The sequence below is a fragment of the Leptospira gomenensis genome, from assembly GCF_004770155.1.
In the GTDB taxonomy this organism is placed as follows: domain Bacteria; phylum Spirochaetota; class Leptospiria; order Leptospirales; family Leptospiraceae; genus Leptospira; species Leptospira gomenensis.
The window spans coordinates 103,699-123,780 of sequence record NZ_RQFA01000072.1; the positions used below are offsets into that span (position 1 = coordinate 103,699).

Here is a 20,082-nt window from a genome sequence, read left to right on the forward strand (position 1 = left end):
CATTTACAGTATTAACTGCTTAATTCCGACATTTATTACAGGACTCAATTCGCTTGGCTAGAAAATTACGCATCTTGAAATTTAGAACTTTTATCGCTTTGATTTTTTTAATTCCCTTATGTCTTTCTGCCGATTTCGATCTTCCGTTTCCAAAAATCATTAGGAAAGAATCTTCACAGCATAAAGTGCTTATACAAGAAGATAAAGAAAACCGAGTTTCTTCTTCTTTGATTACCGATATTACGTCAAAAAGTCAAGAAAATCAGAAAACTCTTCCTTCCAGCGTTTTAGATAATTCGAAAAACAAACGTTTGAAAGAAAGTTCCTCTATTAAAGTCGTAACAACGGATGAATTAAAAGAATCTAATGAATCCGTCGAACAAAAAAAACCTTTCGATGCATTAGTTGGTGTACCCAATTTTGCCCGTGGAATTTATATTTCTCAGAGAACTTTAAAAAAAACGAAAGTATTTCAAGAGATCCGACGTAAAGCGATTCGTCACGGAGTTAATTTATTGGTAATTGATATACAGCCGACGACGCCTTCGAGGGAGGATTTGAGTTCTATCATTGAAGAAGGCTTTTATCCCGTAGCCAGAGTCGTTAATTTCGAAGGAGGTTTACCTACGGAAAAACCTACCGAACGGAGGCTTGCATCTATATATAGATCCGTCCGTGAGGCTTGCCGAACCGGTTTTCCGGAGATTCAGTTAGATTATATTCGTTATGCCGATAATTTGCAATTAAAACTATCTTATGACGTTAGATATAAGAACATTGCCGGGATTATCAAGAATATCAGAAACGAAACTTTAAAGTGTGATAATTTGCCTTACATTGGAGCTGATATTTTTGGCCGAATTCCATTTAATCAGAATGATATGATTGGTCAAAAAGTGGAAGTTTTCGCCCAAGTGGTGGATGTGCTTTATCCTATGTTATATCCTTCCCATTTTTACGGCATGCCGAATCGCATTAATGATCCATATCAAACGGTTTATGACGGAACTCTCTTCACATTAAAACGATCGCTTAAAACCACGAGAGTAGTTCCCTACATTCAAGGATTTAATATGTCGGTTGGAAAGTCGGGACTCTCCCTCCCCGAATATATCAAAGCTCAGATAAAAGCCTCATATGATAGCGGAGGACATGGCTTTGTCGTTTGGAATGCCTGGAATGATTATGAACCGACATTTAAGGCGTTGGAAAGTTACGACGATGAACAAACTAAAAAGAAACACTAAACTCCTTTAAATTCAGGTTTTCTTTTTTGCTCGATCGCCTTAATCGTTTCCTTAAAATCCTCGGAAATAAAATTTCTTGCTTGCGACTCTGCCTCTTTTTTCAATGCGGCGGTTAGTTCTTCGTTATTGTAAGTATTTTTTTTCAGTTCACGCAAAGCCAAAGGCGCACTTTCGGATAAAGCGATTGCGATTTCCGTGGCTCTCCCTAAAACCTCTTTTTGCGGAACGGAATCGTTACAAAGTCCGATTCGAAGTGCCTCTTCGCCATTAAACATTTCTGCCATAAATAAAAGGCGATTTGCGATATGAGTGCCGAATAACTCTTTGACGATATAGCTGGATCCCATTCCGGGGTGGATCCCTAGCTTAACGAAATTAAACTGATATTTTCCTTCGTTCGCAAAAACTCGAATATCGCATGCAAACGCTAATGATAAACCAGCCCCTATCGCGTGTCCGTTGGCAGCGCAGATGACCGGGATGTCCAATTTCCTAACGGAAAGGAATAAATTATAAAATTCAAACATCGTTTTTTTATTCGATTCAAAGTCTTTCGTTGAAAATGATTTTAACAGCTCGAAATTTCCTCCTGCTGAGAAAATTCCATTCTTTCCCGTCAAAATTATAGACCTTGGCTTCTGTTTGTCGGATGACTGCGATATATCTTCGGTAATTTTTTTGAATTCCAAACCCATCTCACGAGTCATAGAATTTCTCGATTCAGGGTTATTGAAACTAAGGATGAGGATTTTGTTTCCGGAGCCCAGGTCGATTGTGTCTTCGTCGATGAATCCCATTAAACTGCTTCTTTCTCCAATTCAAAACTTTCATACCAGATTCGATCAGATACAGTCAACGGTTTTTCTCCAAGCCCCATTTGTGTGTAGTATTCCAGGAGGATTTCTAAATGGATTACTTCTTCGTCTTCTAAAGTCCAGAAGGCTGAATCTATCGATTTCGATATCAGTGCTTGCCCACGAACTGAATCGCTAAAATACTCAGGCTTGCCGGAAAAAATCAAATGTGCAGAGATTAGGTCGAAACGGATCGTTTCAGTGATTTTTTTGAAGTCGAGTTCCGACTTGTCAAAATAGCGGGATGCTATTTCGGTTTGAAAGTAATCTCCCCACGTTAGAATATCAGGCTCTACACCCGTTTTTGCTTTGATTTCGGCGATTTTTTCTTTTTCAAGAAATGAAGTGACTGCGAATCTATCGACTAACTCCTTTAAAGCGATTAAATCTAAGATTTTTTGAGCAGATAATTTTCCCTGCTTCATCATATCGAATAATTCTGGATTGAGTTCCGACTTTCTTGTGTCCATACCTTCTCTGTCGGGTTTTTCCTGAAACTTCCCAGACGATTTTTTTAGAGAACTCGCAGTTTGATTATTACTTCTTTGCTTTTATCCTCTTTTGCACGTTTCGTAAAAATTACCATAGGAGAATAGTGTTCTCGATCAAGCATAGCTTTCTTGTGTTCCGACCTCGCTCGGTTCTCGATAAATTCCTAAAATTATGTCGCTTTATCCCCGTAATTCTGCATTGAATTCCGACATTTCGCGAGCCGATATTTAATGAAGGATTTCGTTTCGTAAAATTTATCGTATGGCAGTCGGAAGGTCGGATAGTCTACAAGAGCTCATCACAGTTCTCGAAACTATGTTCGGAGAAACGATCATAGGTACGGATATTAATCTCGTAAAACATCTGTTCTATTTTTTGAAAGCCGATGATGTGGAGTTTCCATTCGATTATGACGGACAAAGATTTTTTGCGGTCGTAGAAAATATCGAAGAGACTAACGTTTATCTGCGTATTCCGGGTGCGACTCAGGGGCTTACTCTAAGGGCGAAAATCAGTTTTGAAATCATGAATATTCTCTACCAATTCGAGGTCGTAATTCTCGAATTCTTAGAGGAGGGGATTAGAATCCGAATTCCGTCGGAACTTCAGGCCGCATCCTTTAGAAAGAACGTTCGTGTAGCGGTCGATGACCTTTTTATGAACTATGTGATTCTTTTTCGTTCCTTATCCGGCGGCGGACGGGAGATCGGTCGTAATATCCAGGTGGAACAAAGATTTAACAGCCTGATGAGGGAGATAAAAAAAGACAATCCGGATTTGAGACTCATTAATATTATGATTTCCGAATATATTTCCACGGTTTCGAAGGATTACGAGATAGTTTTCTTTTCAGGTTCAAAAGAGGAATCGTTTTTGGAATCCTTTATGCGTAGACACGATCGTCCCGTTTATATTCCCGATACTTCTTTGATCGTTAATTATATCCGTGAACAGGATTCTTCCTGGATGACGAATTATAGAGCGGAATATATTCGTATGGTTTTGGAAAACGGTCAGGATTACGCGGACAAATTCTTTCGCGAGCTGCAAAAAACGGAGATCCGCGATTTTATCATTTCGTATCTAATACTCCCTATTCGATTGTTCAACGATGTCGTCGGATATATCAGGGTTCATACTTCGGCAATGGATCGATATTCCATCACTCCCTCGCAGGCCGGATATCTGATCGAACTTTCGGATATTTTCAACTATTCGATAACTAAGATATTTATCCGGGAAGATAACTATAGACATACAAAAGCGGCGACGAGGGTGGTTGATATCAGTATCAACGGCCTTCTTTTCGAGATAAATGAGAAACGCATTTTCCAATATTTAAAAAAACATAATATTATAAAAATATTTATTCCCGTGGCGGAGAGAACCCTTGTTATGAGAGGAGAGGTCGTTCGTTATATCGCCGGCGAAGAAGGGAAGTTTCTTCTTGGAGTCAATTTTTTCGACTCAAATCCGGACGATATGCTGATTCTTCAAAAGTATATCTTTCTGAAAACCAGACGAGTTCTCTCAGAATGATCCCAATATCGTATTAGCTTTAAGGATATACGGGTCTCCGGGAACGGAAGTCGGTTTAAACGTTTTGTATTTTTCTACGGCTGACGATAAGTATCCTTTGAAAATTCCCATACGTTCCGATTCTCCGATTCCACTTTGCCCGGTTTCCGAGGATAACTCCGTAATTTTATCGATGTATAATTTGCTCGCGAGTAGATGGATTCTATAATCGGAAGGATCCTTTTTTTCGGAATTTCTCAGCAATTTTTCCGCGATTTCGAAGTATGTATCCGCTTTTTTTCTTTTTGAGGACGCGGAGGCGGTAGATAAGAGCGGTTTCGATTCCTCCCTAAATAAGTGATAATAAGTCATAGCCGATTGTATTAGGAGTTCTGAATCTTCTTTCGTTAATTTAAAGGCCTCTTGTATCACTTCCATCGAGCGAGATAAAACGGATGCGTTTTTGAATCCTTCGGTTTCGTATTTGTGATTCAGATAATCGATGTATTCCACATAAAATTCCAATTCTTCCTGAGAGTTACCGAAACGTTTTCTGTTTTTCCAGGCCATAGAAAATTCCGAGCCTGCAGAGACATAGGCTTCGCCGGTTTTTTTGTATAATAGGCCGAGACGAAAATGTCCCATCGGTGAAGACGGATCCAAACTGATCGTATGTTTATAGGATCGGATCGATTCGGCGATTTCGTTTCTGGCCAAATGATAGTCGCCTTTTTTGCGTTCTACGATGGCGGATTCTATTTTCTCGGATACGAGCGGCGCGGCTACCATTAGGTTTCTGTCCTTTACCAATCCGAGATTTCCGATTCCGCGCGCCCGTTTGCCGATGAACGAGGTTTGAAAAATGGATTTGATTTCTATCCGACCTACGATGTTTCCGTTCCGATAATTCTTATGATCGAAATCCTTTTCGATCAGATATAAGATTTGTCCTTCGCGTAATCCAGGATCGTAATTGATCTTGATCGTTACTAGGTCCGCTCTCGTATCGACTCCGATATCGAGGTTTCGATTCTTTCCTTCTTCTTCGATCGGTTTTACTTTGTCGTAAAGAACCGTTTCGCCTATGAGAATCATTTTCTCTTTTTCAGGTTTTCCGGGCTCCCAGAACGCATAGACGAGTTCCCTCGAGAACATAGGTCCGGTATAACTCAAAAAAAGCGGAATGAAAATAAGGAAAGTTCTCACAATTCAAAGATCGGAAATTTCCCCCGATTTCGCCCGAAAAAAAAGCGGTTTGAGATCGGCTTCGGAATATTTTCGAGGGTGTTCGGAAACGAACCGGTTTGCAAGCCCGCGGTCTCCGATTCGTCCATGATTTAGGGATTTACAGTTTCAAAAGAAGTAAGTCTCGCGTATCCGTGTGCCGGTTGTTGGGTATTTCCCGGTCTTTCCAACACGGCGGCACTGCATCCCGCCCGAGTCGCAGCGTCGGCTTCCTCTTTTACGTCGGTGAAGAATATTATTTTTTCCGGTGGAATTCCCAATTCTCGCGCAATACGCGAATAACTTTCCGACTCACGTTTGCCTCCGACCGCAGTATCGAAATAACCCGAAAAATATCCCGTCAAATCTCCAAAATTAGAATATTCGAATATTAACTTTTGGGCTTGCACACTTCCAGAGGAGTACACCGCTGCTTTTTTTTCGGAACTTCGTATGCGTTTTAAAAATTCGGGAACGTCGGCAAACATAAGACTTTTTAATTCTCCGTTTTCGTATCCTTCTTTCCAGATTCTTCCCTGGATTTCTTTGAGGGGACCGCTTTTACGATCCACACCCACTAAATATTCGCAATAGTCGATTAACGTTTCTACTGAATCGGAAACCTCCTTCGAATACGAAACGTCGGCCTTTCCTTCCCGGATAAGCCCTTCCAAGACCGTTTTTTCGAGATTTCCTTTTCGGAAAAATTCCCCGAATTTCGATACCGAGTAGGGAAACAATGTCTTATGAACGAACTCGATCGGGGTCGTCGTTCCTTCTATGTCGAAAAGATAAAGTTCGAATGTTGAAACGTCCAACTACGCGGCACCTCGGATTTTTCGGGCTTCGGCGACGAGATAATCGTGTACACTTTTTTCGTCTTTCTCGAAATTTTTCAATACGATCAACCAGGATAATGCGCAGGGAATCCAGAAAAGTACCGAAATAGAAAGTCCGAGCGAACGATCCCCCGGGGTAAGTCCGAGAATCAGAGCGCTCATCGCGGGGCCTAATCCTTTTCCTAAATCATCGGTTAGATTGTAGAGCGCAAACATGCTACTTCTATTTTTTGGAATATTCACATTAATTAATGTTGCGCGCACGTTCGGTCCCGTAACCGATATGATGAATCCCGCCGCGATGTTGATCAGGATGAAAAGTCCCGATCCCGCCACTTCTCCTGCCTTGAGAAGATAGATACACGGAGGAATGCCTAAAAAAATGCTCGTCATACAAAAAATCGGCAGGTAACGTTTGTTGAGATTGTACAGTTTTTGTCCTATCACGCCGCCGAAAAACGTTCCCGCAAAAACTCCGATCGCCGCGTAGGTCAATAACATTGTCGCCGTGGCCTTATCGAGGTGATACGACGTTTCGTAGTAGTCCACGAGGAAGACGAAAAAAACTCCCCAAGGAACGCAGCCGGGAATTCCCTGTAGAAAGATTCCGATATTCGTTTTGTTCCTAAAAAGAAGTCTAACGTCGCTCCAACGGAGATGAAAACTCTCTTCCGGAAATTTGTCGGCGATTCCCTGCCATTCCGTTTCCCCACCTCCGCGTAGCGGTTCTTTGCAGAAGACCCAATAGATCGCCGCAAAAAAGAAGGAAGGTACGGAGAGATATATAAAGCTGGTTCGCCATCCGTTGATCGGATCAGCATTTCCTAATATTCCTCCGAAGAGTTGTCCCACTCCGAGTCCGATTCCCATGGAAAGCGATACGTATGCCGCCGCGGTGGATCTGGATTTTTCGGAGAAGTAATCCCCCAATACGGTAAATAGAAGCGGGAAAATACCCCCGAGTCCGAACCCGGTAAGAGTTCTGTAAATCACGAACTCCGGATAACTCGTTGCGAATCCGGAAAGAAAACAGGGTATTTCCCCCAAAAACACGGAGAAGATGATCAAGGTTTTTCGAGAGTATTTTTGGGAAAGATATCCCATACTTACGGAAACCGCTCCTCCCAAAATGAAAAATAGGATCGGAATCAATCCTCCGATGTACCAATCCACGTCTTCCTGCGTGTTCAATCCGAAAGAGGCTCCGATGTTTTTCAAATTGGGTGCGATCAGATTCTGATCCGCAAAAAGAAAGAAGGCCATTCCCATGATCATCCAAAACGCGAGGATTGCATTCCAGCCGTGATTCGCCAGTTCTCCCAATCCGAAATAACGCAATAGGCTTCGCTCCGATGGTTTTTGATCCATATTCTCTCCAGATTCTTTATCTTGTGAAACGAATTCCAAACAATGCGAATGCCGGGCTAAAACTCAAGGAAACTTTGACTTCGATTCGGGTTTTTGCGGAGAAGATTCCGAAGATTCGGACAACGAGACATAGCCGGTTAGGAACGAGTCCGTAATAAAATCCATCCTTGAAAATGAACGGTTTCTCAAAGGTTATTCAGAATATTGGTTGACCCTTTTTCTTTTCATGATTCCGTTCTTCCCAAAGTTTGGTTTTAGAAATGACCTTTCATCATAAAGAATTTTATATCCTATCAGGCTCCGATAAATCGAAGTTATACTGTCAGTCATGGACCAAGCCTAAGGCGAATCGTTTGGCGATCGTTCATCACGGTTTCGGAGAACATAGCGGCCGTTATACGAACTTGCTCCGTTATTTCTCCAAGAGCGACGTTAACTTCTACTCCTTCGATATGCGCGGACACGGAAATTCGGAGGGGAAACGCGGGCACGCGGATTCTTTCGATCTTTACGTCCGGGATCTTTCCGATTTCGTTTCGGAGGTTTTAAAACGGGAAAATAAGGAACGGTTTTTTCTTCTGGGTCATTCTTTGGGAGGGGCCATCGCGCTTCGTTACGCGCAAGAGGGAATCAATCAGGATAATATTCTCGGTTTAGTTCTTTCCTCGCCCGCGTTACGCGTTCGTATGGATTTCGAAAAACGGATCAAAAAAATCCTCGGTTCTTTTCTGAGTAAGTTTTCTCCCGCGACGACGGTGGAAGCCAATTTGGATCTTCGGTTTCTTTCGCACGATCCGGATGTGATCGATGCCTATCGTCAGGATCCTCTCGTTCACGGGATGGTTTCCCTCAGGATGGGGACTGAACTTTTGGAACTCGGTCCGAGGTTGATTCGAAAGGCCGGCGTGTTGCGTTGTCCCGTTCTTATTCTCCACGGACAGGAGGACGGTCTGATCGACGTGAACGGATCCACGGAACTTTATAAAAATCTAATTTATCGCAACAAGCGGATACGCATCTATCCGGGTCTCTTTCACGAATTGATGAACGAATTTCCCGAACATAGGGAAGAGGTTTTTCGGGACATCCAGTCTTTCTGGGAAAGTATCGTGCGGGAGAAGGTGGAAGCCGAGCCCAAACCGAAATCCGGAACCTTAAAGAAGGATTCCGGGATTTCGGTCAAAAAGAAAAAGGTCGTTTCGAATTCCTGATCCTGAATATTCTAATTTAATTGTATTCTTTTTTTGAAATGTGATTTCATCCGATTGTTTCGTCTTTGTATGAGACGATCCCGATTTTCGTACGACTACGTGATGCGACGGTTTTTTTCAACCGGGAAAGGTTTCCGCCGAACTGTTTATTTTTTTCGATAAACGAATACGAAGGAAAGTGTAAACAGGAATCCTAAAACGGCGGTCAATCCCAAGAGAGAACGTTCCGTGGTCGGAAACCAGGTTCCGTTTTCGATTTTTCTGTTTGCCCGTTCCGTTTCCATCTCCACGGCTGCACCTCCGGATACGGAGATTGAAAGTTCGTAACGCGGGGCGGGGTATCCGACTTTGAAGGCTCTCATGTCGGCGGGAGCGTCCTCTTGGATCCGTTCTTGTTTGTTCGCTCCGAGAAAGGAAACCTCCATATCGGCTGGCTTGGAGAATACGGCCCGAAACCCTTCCTCTTTTTCAGCCAACATCCTGTCCTTGAACGTCACCGTGGATAGATTGCTCGCGGGAATCGTATAAGAAATTTGTAATTCAGAACTTCCCGGCAACAGGGCACGATCCAGATATTTTCCGTTAGGTCCGTCCTGCAGTTGGAGAGGGATCGCCATTTTAGATTCTCCCTGTGTGAGTTGTCCTACGACTTCCGTCGCTTCGGAAGGTACGAATATCTCGAAGGGATTCTGTTCGTCCTGATAACTTTTGGGCGGAATCGTATTGTTGGAAATGAGAAAGATTTTGAAAACACGTAGAAAATCGCGGCCTCGTGTGATCTGCATCGCAGAGCGGGTGCGTACGAGGGATTTGTCCTTGGTTTTTTCGTAAACGATCACTTCTTGAATTCCGGATCGCATCACGGGAACGGGAGGAATCATTTTGTTGTAGGAGACCCCTGCGTATTTTACTTGGAGCAAAAGAGGGGCTTGGTCGGGCACTGAAGTTTTAGGAATCGTAAACGATCCGGATGCGGCGCCCATTTCCCGAACGGGAATCATTCCTTGTTGTAACGCGATCAGGCGGAGGGATTCGATACTGCCGTCTTTTCCGGTGGTTCCGTTTTTGATACGTACTTTGAGTTCCACCTCCTCCGATGTCAGGGAGGATGCAGCGAAGAATATTACGAATAGGATCGTGGAAAACGTTTTCATCTTTGGCTCTAAGGTCAGTTTTATTCCACCCTCTTAAAAAGAAAATCCTTTACACTCGGATTTGTATGCGTATCTTGAATCTCTTTACGAATTGCGGAGAGGAACGAAATGAGTTGGCTTCGAAAAATTTTGGCGGTCTTGGGAATTTTGATCGGTTCTTTTTTAATTTTGATCTATTCGATTACGTTTCATCCGGACCAAGCGCAACCGGCTGAAGTGCGTTGTAAGGAAGACGTTCCGATTTTAAAAGCGGATTCTAAAATCAAAATCCTTTCTTGGAATATACAATATCTTGCGGGTAAAAAAAGGGTTTTTTGGTACGACGTTCCGAACGGCGACGGACCGGATACGGCTCCTTCCCGAGAAGAGATCGAGGAGACTTTGACGAAGATCGTAGATTATATCCGCGCCGAAAATCCGGACGTTATTCTTCTTCAGGAAGTTCACGACGGAGCCAAAAATACGTTCGGAGAAAATCAATCGGAAAGAATCCTTTCTCGAATCGATCCGTCTTACGCGTGTTATAGCGAGGCGTTTTACTGGAAGTCCTTGTTCGTCCCTCATCCCAAAGTGATGGGAAGGGTGGGGATGAAATTGGTCACGGTCAGCAAATTCAAAATTTCGGACGGAATCCGTCACGCCCTTCCTCTTATGCCGGCGGATCCGATCACCACTCAGTTCAACCTAAAGAGGGCGATTTTACAGAACGATTTCCCGATCGAAGGCGGGGACAAGTTTACGGTTTTGAACACACATCTCGACGCGTTCTCGCAGGGGACCGATACGATGCACAAACAAGTCGGAACCATTGCCGGACTTTTGAAGGAGCTGGATTTGGCGGGGCATTATTGGATTTTAGGAGGGGACTTCAATCTTCTTCCTCCCGGTTTCGATCGTAAATCGATGCATCCCAACGGGGCGTTTTTTTATTCGGATGAAGGGGAGATCAAGCCGCTCTTTGAAAAATGGAATTCGTCGGTTCCATTCAATATTTTGAATGGACCGGAGCGTACGAAATACTTTACGCATTATTCGAACGATCCAGCGATCGGGAAACCGGATCGAACGATCGATTATCTTTTTTATTCCTCCAACGTAAGACAGAGTTCGTATCGGGTGGATCAAGGTGAGAAAGTGCGGACGATTTCCGATCATTTTCCTTTGTTGGGGACTTACGGCTGGAAGAACTAAGGGCCGCTCCGTATTTCTTCCGACGATCCGTCCGTGAAACGCGGGCGCCCCACCCTGATTGGGTGGAGGAGGAGTGGTGGCGGGAACAGGCGGCCATTTTTCCCTATCACAAAAAAACATCCGCGTCCAGCGGAATTTTCTCCCGCTAAAAAGTCGGAATTACGACAAAAGAGATAGAAGTTGCAAAAGACGAGGCAGGAAATTCACTGGATGGGGGTCGCCTTTCCCAAAACGGAAAAAGGCGCGCCGTAAGAAAAAAAGAAACGTCGATCCGACAACAAAACGAGGAATCATGAGACCGTTTAGAATATTAGGAATTCAGCAAATAGCCGTAGGCGGTGAAGACAAAAAAAAACTCGAAACCTTTTGGGTGGACATACTCGGACTTGAGAAGACGGGAACGTTCAAAAGTGAAAAGGAAAACGTGGACGAGGACATCCTACGGATGGGAAAGGGACCGTATGCAGTCGAAGTGGATATCATGCAGCCGATCGACGCGAACAAAAGCCCGAAGGTTCACGAACCGAAACTCAATCATATCGGTCTTTGGGTGGACGATATCCATAAAGCGGTGGAATGGCTTACCACAAAGGGAGTGCGTTTTACTCCCGGAGGAATTCGGAAAGGCGCCGCGGGATACGACGTATGTTTCATTCATCCGAAGGCGAACGAGGAATTTCCCTATTCTTCGGAAGGTGTGCTCGTAGAACTCGTTCAGGCTCCCGCCGACGTAATCGCCGCACTCGGTTAAACGCGTTCGGGCGTGCCGCGGGATTTTTTTCGGAACGAAAAATCTACCCTGAATGCGGCCGCGCTCTCCGCTCCGGTCAAGTTATTGTTACTTTCCCCGTAAACGAAAAATAACGGAGCTTTCAATAACTTGACCCCGCATCGATCGCTCACGCGTTTTTGAATACGCAAGTTTTCTAATATTCAAAAAAAATCACGTGTTTAAGTCGGAGTTTTGCTTTCGCGATTTCGCGAGGTTAAACGAGGGACGATCTACGATGCGGGCAATGCGGGTGGAAAGGCGCTTCGCTAACTCATTTTTTTACGGTACTTTGAGCGAAGATTCTGACAAAGAACCGACTTTTCTTTTCTTCCCGATTCCCAACGGTCGGATTTTGGCGGATCGTGAAACTTTATTTTTTTCCTAACAGGAAAAACGTCCGCATAGGACCCTTTCCCTTTACTTCGATTACGCCCCGATCCTCAAACTCGAAAAGATCCTTTAAGACGTTGTAGGTTTCCTCGGAACAGTTGATTTTGCCAGTTTGTCCGTGGGATTCCATTCTGGAAGCGGTATTGACCGAGTCTCCCCAAAGGTCGTAGACGAATTTGTTTTTTCCGATCACTCCCGCGACGACGTCTCCGGTGTGGATCCCGATTCTAATATTGAATTCGTATTTCCAGGATTTTTGGAGGTCCTTTAAACCGGCCATCATTTCGATTCCGGCTAACGCGATTTTTTCGGCGTGATCGGGGGTCGGATTCGGAATTCCACCCGCCATCATATAGCAGTCTCCGATGGTTTTTATCTTTTCCAGTTTGTATTTGCTCGCGATGTCGTCGAAACAGGTGAAGATCTGATTCAAAATTTCGACCAACTGGTTCGGAGTGGGGATTTGCGTCGATAACTTCGAAAAACCGACGATGTCCGCGAACAATACCGTCGAAGTGGGGATGTAATCCGCGATCACGTTTTCTCCGCCTTTCAGGCGTTCGGCGATCGACTTGGGAAGGATGTTGAGCAGAAGGCTTTCGGATTTTTGTCTTTCCTTTTCGAGGCCTTCGTTCAAGACGTTGATCTTTTCGAGAGAATCCTTGAGTTCCCGATTCCGTTTGGATAACGTCTTGTATGCGTCCGCGTTATCGACGCCGATCGCTACGTAGTTGGCGAGGGTTCTGAGGATGCTGAGTTGGTTCTCGTTGAAGGCGTTCTTTTCGTAACTTTGTATCGTAAGGATTCCCACGAAACGCTCCTCCACCTTTAACGGAAGATAAACTACCGAGTTCGATTTTTCTCCGAAATGTTTTTGTACCGGAGAAACATATTGGGGGAAGTCCTTCTCTAAATCGTTGGTGATCAATTCCTGATTTTGATTGTAACAAAAGGAGGACGGATTGTCTTCGTTTAACAAATCCACGGAAGGGGCGGGCGTATATCTACCTTCTATCAAACTGAACTTGTATTTGATTTCGTTTTTTCCCTCTTCCAGGATTCCGAACGCGAGGACGTCCATCGAAACCATCGATCTCGTATTTTCGAAAACGGAAGTCAGGATGATCTTGGGTTCGAGACTCGCCGTGATCATCTGTCCTATCTCGCTGAGCTGTTTCAGATTTTGATACGACGATACGAGCCTTTGGTTCGAATCCTGGAGTTCGTTCTGCGTTTTGATCAACCGATTCTGCGTGGAATCTCCGATCTTCATCAGCTTGGAGGATTGTTTTAAAAGGGCTTCGTAGGCGTCGCCGACCTTTTTCAACTCCTGGATCAAATCTTCCTTTTGTAAGGATTCTTTTTTTTCCAGGATCTCGTTGACTTCGTTTAATAACTGGAATTCGCCTTCAAAGAAGGAGCTAAAGTCCTTTTGCGGAGAAGAGGATGATTCCATCTGAAACGACGAACTCCGAACGTCACTTATAGGATTTCAATTCGAACGGCAAAGAAAGATCGGAAGAGAACTCTTCCCCGGTTTCCTGCATATCGTCGTCGTCCTCTTTGTAAAGCCAGAGAACCTTGACCTTGCCGCTTTGATCGTGATATTTCTGGAGGGAATCCAAAATGTCCATGATCACTTTGGACGAACTCGTATTGAAGTAATCCAACTGGAATTTAACTTGGATAGATCCTTTCGATCCCATAGCCGAATTGAGCCAATCGAATACCGGCTTGTAGAACGCGATCGCGTTTTCGGGATACGATTCTCCTATGATCTCCACAACGCCCTTTTCCGTATCTAAAATCACTTCGGGAGAAGTTTTCGTCTGTTGAATGTGTAAAGATTCCATTCTTAATTTTCCTTTGTGAAGTATGCGGAGAGCGTAAAAAACGAATGTTTATCGTCTATCGGTGCGATACCGTAGGAAATCGGTCCGTCCGATTTTCTGGCGATATCGATCAACCCGACTCCTGCACCTTTGCTATCGTCCGGTCTGTCGGAGCGCAATTGTTGTTGATAGTATGTCTTAAGCTCTTCCCTGGACATCGAATTGATCTTGTCGCATTTCATCTTCAGCGACTCGATTTTATCGTTTAGTACAAGGTTCCCGGATGAAACATTATAGCCAATCGATTTTTCATCGACCATGATGATACCGACACCTCCTTCTCTTCCGTCCTCAAGAGCCTTTCGTTCCGCGGAATAGTGAAGCATATTCTGCGCGAGTTCTATAAAAACCGCGAAGATTTTCTTGATTTTGGATTCCGTGCTCAGGGAAGTCCGAATCATAGATCCGAATTCGGTCAGAACCTCCTGAGAGAGTCTTCCCTTAAAGGAAACAATTAATTGATAATCGCATGCCTCTTTGTATTGTTTAAAAAGGTCTACGGACTGATTCTCCATCATTTCTTTTTAACATGCTCCTTGATTTCCGTTTCGAGATCAGATTCGGAATCCGATCAAAGTTATGTCATCTCTTTGCGCCTCTCCGGCTTGGTGGCCGTCCAAAAAGGCCTCCAGTCTTTCCTTTTGTTCCGAGGCAGGCAACGAGGAGACGTTTTGTAGGTGGGAGATTAGTCCCTTACTCGCGATCCGTTGTCTTTGAGGGTTCGGTTGATCCATATATCCGTCCGTCGCGAGGTAGAACATAGTGGGTTTTCCCTTTTCCAGTTTTACTTCGTGTGTGGTATAGGTTCTGGAATCCTCTTTCTGTCTTCCGCCGATCGAATGTCTGTCTCCCTTGACCTCTTCGATCTTGTCGTCTTTGGAAAAGTAAAGCGGCCTTTTGGCTCCCGCAAAAAGGACTTTGTCGTTGTCGATTCTGCAAAAACAAACGTCCATTCCGTCCACGGAGTTCGCGTCCAAGCTGTCTTGTTTTAAAGCCTGTCGCACGTTCCGATTTAGGTGCTCCAACACTTTACCGGGGTCTTTGATTCCCGCTTCGTTGACGATCTGATTGAGAAGCGTGTTCCCGATCATTGACATTAAAGCACCCGGGACTCCGTGTCCAGTACAATCGACCGCTGCGAGAAAAATTGATCCGTCTTTTTTGCTGAACCAATAGAAGTCGCCCGACACGATATCTTTCGGACGGAAGATTACGAATTGCTCTTTTAGATTTTTTGCAAGCACATCTTGGGAAGGAAGTATCGCCTGTTGGATATTTAAGGAATACGTTATGCTATCCGTGATGTGTTGATTCTTTAGTCCAAGGTCTGCGTTGGCCTGAGCCAATTCCCTGGTTCTTTCCCTTACTTTTTCCTCCATATTCGAGTAGAGTAACGCGTTGTCGATCGAGATGGCCGCTTGAGAGGAGAGGATGTTCATGATCTGAAGACGATCCGAAGTGAACGCTCCTTCGGAAAGGTTGTTTTCAAGATATAAGATTCCGGAAATTTCGCCTTGTTTGATCACCGGAGCGCATAAGACAGACTTAATTTTCGAATTCTTAATATACTCGTCCTTGTTGAATTTTTCGTCCTGATTCGCGTTTCTTAAGACGAGATTTTCCTTCGTTCTTTCCACGTAATAGATCAGAGATATCGGAAGGTTCCTGCTGTTGCCGAGCGGAATGCCAGTGAGGACTTCGACGTCGTCCTTCATGATGGAACCTTCGGCTTCCACGAAAAGGCGACCTTCTTTTTTAAGGATCAACACGCCGCGTTGGGCTCCCGCGTTTTCGATCACGATCTTCATCAGTTTATCGAGAAGGTTTTCGAGTTTTATCTCTCCCGAAATCGCGGTCGAACTTTTGAGAACGGATTGTAGATCCAAAGTCTGACCGGAATAAACTTCGGTCGCCGCGGCGGTCGTCGTCGAAATCGTCCTATGTGTTCTGAGGGTTCCGGTTCCTCGTTCTCGGACGAATTCCGGAAACTTGGATTTGAGAAGGCTTTGTTTTAGATTGGCTCCCCAGAGTCCGTATCTATGAAAGGCTTCGTTGATGAATTCTCCCGCTATCTTGACGCTGCCTTTGGAAAGCCAGAACATCGCCGCCATTTCGGAAGCGAGCGCTTCGTCGTTCGGGAATTCGTTTTTGCGCGCTTCCCGGATCGCTGCTTCGTACGTTCTCGCCGCCTTCCAGTTTTTGTATTCCAAACGAGCGAGTTCGGCCTCCACCAAAAGATATTTGTGGTAGAAATTTTCGGGACAGCTTTCGGCTAACGTGAGAAGTTGTCTCTGATTCTCTTTGATCTTTTTTAGATATTCCTTCTTTTTATCCGGCGTCACCTTCTTGTAGTTGGCGGCCAAAGTGAGGGAATAAAGATAATTGTGTTCGAACGGTCCGTACTGACCTCCGAGATATAGGATCATTCCGTTCGCTTCTTCGGCTTCCTGAAGCGCCAACTGATATTCTCCGTACATGAGGAGCGAACGGATCTTCATCACTTTGAACGTGCATATGGGAGCCGGACTCTGATGCGCGTTGCATAAATCGATGTAATCCTTTTCCTGATATTCCTGCGTGGAAAAGTCGAGGTGACTTCCCGTTTCTCCCCTGAGATTGGATAGGATCAACGTGACTCCGAGGATCGTATCGATGGCGAGGTTGTTCTTCACCTTGTGAACGAACTTGAGAAGCTGGGTGATTTTTGGTTTTAGGATTTCCAGATTTTTTCCCTGAAAGAGCACGTTAGACGCATCGTTCATCGCTGCGTAACTTCCGTGCAGGAATTCTCCGGAATCCAAAGCGGATTGAACGCACTTGACGTTGATCTCCTCGGAGAATTTAAGATGTTTGACGAAGGAAGAGGAGTAGTTGGCGAGAATGTTCGCCGCCTTGGTGTATCCCCCCGAGTTCATATATTTCTCGCTCAACTTCACCGCAAGTTCGCAGAAATCGTACGCGCCCTTGTAGTCTCCTTTGCCGACCAATACCATTCCGTAACAGGAATATCCGTACGAGTCGGAAAGATTTCCGTATTTCAAAAACAGATTGGCCATCTTCAGGCATATGATAGGGAACAACGCGGGTTCCTTGTTGTAAGCCATCGGGATCGCGCTGATCAGTAGGTTGACGGCCCATACGTGCGTCGGGTCCGTCATCAACGGTTCGTCTAACAACGATGTTACGCTGCGGTTTCTTAGATTCTTTTTGGCTTCTTCGATTTCCTTGTCCGTCACCTTGTCGAAACCCGAAGTCGGAATTTCTATTCCCAAAGGTTTTAACGCGTTGACGACGGTCGGAAGCGCCAAGTCGAATTTTCCCTGTGCGGAATATTCGATCATCAATAAGTTATAGGCCTGCGCTTTTTCCACGGAGGTTTTAGATTCTTTGAGAAGCGTTTGGATGATCTCCTGGGATTCCTCGAAGTTTCCGTTCAGATACAAAACTTCCGCCAATTCCTTGTGAACGGAGTGGGCGAGGTCGTATTCCTTGGACCAGAGTTCCTTGTCTCCTTTTTGCGCTTCCGGTAATGAGAATAGCAGTTCTCTCGCCTTTTCGGAATAAAGTTTTGCGGGTTTATAAGCGGCCGACAACTTCGCTTTCTGCGCGGCCTGTATATTCAATTGTAGTAATTTTCTTTTTTCCGCGATTTCCCCGATCAAAGAGGAGCCGGTGTTGAGGTGGTTGACGACGTCGAACACCGAATCCTCGAGCGCCTTTTCGTTGAGGGTTTCGAGGAGAATCCTTCCGATTTTAAGACGTATGGATTGTTTTTGATCCTCGTTCAAAAGTTCGTAACTGGCCTGTTGCACCCTGTCGTGTTGAAAACGGAATTGGATCGTTCTTGCCGTCTGGAAATTTTTTTCGAAATTCTCGTCGGTTTCCTCGAACGAATCCACCAAACGGTAGTTATCCCCGTAAGGAACGATCAGCTCCTCCTGCATCGTTTCCATCAAAGCGGCCGCGGTTTCCTTGAGACCTGCTCCGAGAATTTTGGATTGGACCGCGAGATCGAAATTACTTCCGATACAGGACGCGAGTTTGAGAGTCTCCTGGGTTCGAGGGGAAAGTTTCCTGATTCGACGCACCAAAAGTTCGACCACGTTATCCGAAATATCGATGCCTTTTATCTTATCGAGATTCCAAACCCATTCTCCGGAAAGGGAAGAATCCCCCCGCCGATACGAAATGACTTCCTCTTTGGAAAGTTGTTTGAGTAGTTCGTTGATGAAAAACGGATTTCCCCGCGTTTTGGAATACACGATTTCCGCGAATTGAAGCGTTTCCTTCTCCGTTTTACGCAAACTGTCCGAGAGAAGTTCGTTCACGTTTTCGAGGCTGAGAGGTCGCAACTGGATCCGATCCAAACGGAATCCTTCGTTTTCCAAACCGGCGACTAACGTGGAAAAAGGATGGGTCGCATCCACTTCGTTGTCCCGATACGCGAGCATTAGAAAAAGATAATTTACTGAAACGTCTTCCACTAAATTTTTCACGAGTTCGAGGGAAGCGGTGTCGGCCCATTGGAGGTCGTCAAGAAAGATCGCAAGCGGATGTTCTACGCTTGCAAAAACTTTGATGAAGTTTTGGAAAACTGCGTAAAATCGGTTCGCGTTTTCCTGAGCGCCTAATTCGGGAACGGGCGGCTGTTCTCCGATGATGAATTCCAATTCTGGAAGCACGTCGGTCATGATTTTTCCGTTGCTTCCCAGGGAGTTTTTGATTCTTCCTTTCCAGTCGTCGATTCGTTCCGGAGATTCGGTCAAAATCTGTTCGATCAGATTCGAAAAGAGTTGGATGATCGCGCTGAAAGGTACGTTGCGATTGTATTGGTCGAATTTACCGGAAATGAAATATCCCTTGGATTCGGTGAGCGGTTTATTGATTTCCTTGACGAGAGAAGATTTTCCCACTCCGGAATAACCGGCGATGAGTACTACGCTCGTTCTTCCTGTGTCAGTCACTCGTTTGAATTCGTTTAACAAAGAGCGGATGTATTCCTCTCTTCCGTAGAGTTTTTGGGGGATTTTGAATTCGTGCGAATCGTCTTTGGAACCGAGCGGAAACGCGGGAGCTTCCCCGGTTTCCAGCCATCTCTGTTGAGCGGTTTCCAGATCGGCTTTCAAACCTTCCGAAGTCTGATAACGATCCTCCGCGGTTTTGGAGAGAAGTTTGATTACTATCAGGGAAAGCGCTTCCGGAATTTCCGCGCGCAACTTACGCGGATCGATCGGAGATTTGGCGAGATGGAAGTGGACGAGCTCCAACAGGTCTTCGCTTTCGAACGGAAGTTTTCCCGTAAGAAGTTCGTAGAAGGTGACGCCTAACGAGTAGAAGTCGCTTCTGTAATCCACGGAGCGATTCATTCTTCCCGTTTGTTCGGGGGAAACGTAGTGAATACTTCCTTCGAGCCGATTTGGATTGGACCAGGAAGTCTCCTCTTTGGAAAGTCTCGTGGAAATTCCGAAATCCACGATCCTGAGCACGCTTCCTTCCGGATTGAAGATGATGTTGTCCGGTTTTAAATCCTTGTGTATTACCTTTTTATGATGTATTTCGCCGAGTTTTTCGGTGAGATCGATCGCGATGCGGAAGAAGTCCTTGAGATTGACGGGTTTTCTTCCCGAAAAATTCTTGAGCGTTCCTCCTTGTACGAACTCCAAAATGAGGACGAAACCTTCCGGGATACGCTCCATTCCGAAGGTCCGGATGATCCTTTCCGAGGCGAGATGATTGAGGATTTCGAATTCGTTTCTAAGGTTCACCACCGCGGGGTGAAGTTCGTCCAAAACCGGTATGTATTTTATGACGACCGGGATCTCGTCCTTGGTGCGTATCGCCTTGTATACCTCCGTGGAAGAGTCCGAGTTTAATCTTTCTTTTAGTTCGTATCCGTTTATTTTCATATTCTCCAATATCCCGAAAGGTCT

15 protein-coding genes are annotated in these 20,082 nt (G+C 45.0%); 5 read left to right on the forward strand and 10 right to left on the reverse strand.

Going from position 1 to position 20,082, the window contains the following annotated elements; translation table 11 throughout:
* Nucleotides 1–71: 71 nt before the first annotated feature.
* Nucleotides 72–1,247 (forward strand): putative glycoside hydrolase, encoded by a 1,176-nt coding sequence (locus tag EHQ17_RS16095; RefSeq protein WP_425460720.1) that lies wholly within the window; start codon nt 72–74, stop codon nt 1,245–1,247.
* Here EHQ17_RS16095 and EHQ17_RS16100 read toward each other — a convergent pair.
* Together EHQ17_RS16100 and EHQ17_RS16105 are read right to left on the reverse strand one after the other, a co-directional pair.
* Entirely contained in the window at nt 1,244–2,044 is an 801-nt protein-coding gene (locus EHQ17_RS16100; protein WP_135591596.1) for an enoyl-CoA hydratase/isomerase family protein, read from the reverse strand. The two genes, EHQ17_RS16095 and EHQ17_RS16100, sit on opposite strands and share 4 nt — an antisense overlap.
* Nucleotides 2,044–2,571: a hypothetical protein gene (locus tag EHQ17_RS16105; RefSeq protein ID WP_135591594.1), complete on the reverse strand. Its 528-nt coding sequence runs from the start codon at nt 2,569–2,571 to the stop codon at nt 2,044–2,046. The genes EHQ17_RS16100 and EHQ17_RS16105 overlap by 1 nt, the downstream gene beginning before the upstream one ends.
* A 283-nt stretch (nt 2,572–2,854) precedes the next feature.
* On the opposite strand from EHQ17_RS16105, the gene EHQ17_RS16110 reads away from it, so the two are divergent.
* Complete coding sequence (locus EHQ17_RS16110; RefSeq protein WP_135591592.1) at nt 2,855–4,132, forward strand: PilZ domain-containing protein; 1,278 nt, start codon at nt 2,855–2,857, stop codon at nt 4,130–4,132.
* On the opposite strand, the gene EHQ17_RS16115 is transcribed toward EHQ17_RS16110, so the two are convergent.
* The 3 genes from EHQ17_RS16115 to EHQ17_RS16125 form a co-directional block, all read right to left on the reverse strand.
* A complete protein-coding gene (locus EHQ17_RS16115) occupies nt 4,124–5,320 on the reverse strand; it encodes a tetratricopeptide repeat protein (protein ID WP_246057592.1) in 1,197 nt (398 codons plus the stop codon). The two genes, EHQ17_RS16110 and EHQ17_RS16115, sit on opposite strands and share 9 nt — an antisense overlap.
* A gap of 128 nt (nt 5,321–5,448) precedes the next feature.
* Nucleotides 5,449–6,153: an acireductone synthase gene (gene mtnC, locus EHQ17_RS16120; protein WP_135591588.1), complete on the reverse strand. Its 705-nt coding sequence runs from the start codon at nt 6,151–6,153 to the stop codon at nt 5,449–5,451.
* Nucleotides 6,154–7,542 carry an MFS transporter gene (locus tag EHQ17_RS16125; RefSeq protein ID WP_135591586.1) on the reverse strand — a complete coding sequence of 463 codons (1,389 nt, stop codon included), beginning with the start codon at nt 7,540–7,542 and terminating at the stop codon, nt 6,154–6,156.
* Between the two features lie 260 nt (nt 7,543–7,802).
* Between EHQ17_RS16125 and EHQ17_RS16130 the strand changes: the two genes are divergently transcribed.
* Nucleotides 7,803–8,753, forward strand: a complete 951-nt coding sequence (locus EHQ17_RS16130) for an alpha/beta hydrolase (RefSeq protein WP_135591585.1) — start codon at nt 7,803–7,805, stop codon at nt 8,751–8,753.
* Between the two features lie 146 nt (nt 8,754–8,899).
* Here the strand turns inward: EHQ17_RS16130 and EHQ17_RS16135 are convergent, their stop codons facing one another.
* On the reverse strand, nt 8,900–9,907 hold the full coding sequence (locus tag EHQ17_RS16135; RefSeq protein WP_135591583.1) for a hypothetical protein: 1,008 nt from the start codon (nt 9,905–9,907) through the stop codon (nt 8,900–8,902).
* A gap of 108 nt (nt 9,908–10,015) precedes the next feature.
* On the opposite strand from EHQ17_RS16135, the gene EHQ17_RS16145 reads away from it, so the two are divergent.
* Complete coding sequence (locus EHQ17_RS16145) at nt 10,016–11,098, forward strand: endonuclease/exonuclease/phosphatase family protein (RefSeq protein WP_135591579.1); 1,083 nt, start codon at nt 10,016–10,018, stop codon at nt 11,096–11,098.
* A 292-nt stretch (nt 11,099–11,390) separates the two neighbouring features.
* Nucleotides 11,391–11,849: a VOC family protein gene (locus tag EHQ17_RS16150; RefSeq protein ID WP_135591578.1), complete on the forward strand. Its 459-nt coding sequence runs from the start codon at nt 11,391–11,393 to the stop codon at nt 11,847–11,849.
* A gap of 391 nt (nt 11,850–12,240) precedes the next feature.
* Here the strand turns inward: EHQ17_RS16150 and EHQ17_RS16155 are convergent, their stop codons facing one another.
* The 4 genes from EHQ17_RS16155 to EHQ17_RS16170 are packed head-to-tail and all read right to left on the reverse strand — an operon-like array spanning nt 12,241 to nt 20,058.
* Complete coding sequence (locus tag EHQ17_RS16155) at nt 12,241–13,716, reverse strand: adenylate/guanylate cyclase domain-containing protein (protein WP_135591576.1); 1,476 nt, start codon at nt 13,714–13,716, stop codon at nt 12,241–12,243.
* Between the two features lie 22 nt (nt 13,717–13,738).
* Nucleotides 13,739–14,113 (reverse strand): DUF1987 domain-containing protein, encoded by a 375-nt coding sequence (locus EHQ17_RS16160; RefSeq protein WP_135591574.1) that lies wholly within the window; start codon nt 14,111–14,113, stop codon nt 13,739–13,741.
* Nucleotides 14,114–14,115: 2 nt separating this feature from the next.
* Complete coding sequence (locus EHQ17_RS16165) at nt 14,116–14,670, reverse strand: SiaB family protein kinase (RefSeq protein WP_135591572.1); 555 nt, start codon at nt 14,668–14,670, stop codon at nt 14,116–14,118.
* Between the two features lie 36 nt (nt 14,671–14,706).
* Nucleotides 14,707–20,058 carry an AAA family ATPase gene (locus tag EHQ17_RS16170; protein WP_135591570.1) on the reverse strand — a complete coding sequence of 1,784 codons (5,352 nt, stop codon included), beginning with the start codon at nt 20,056–20,058 and terminating at the stop codon, nt 14,707–14,709.
* Between the last annotated feature and the right edge of the window lie 24 nt (nt 20,059–20,082).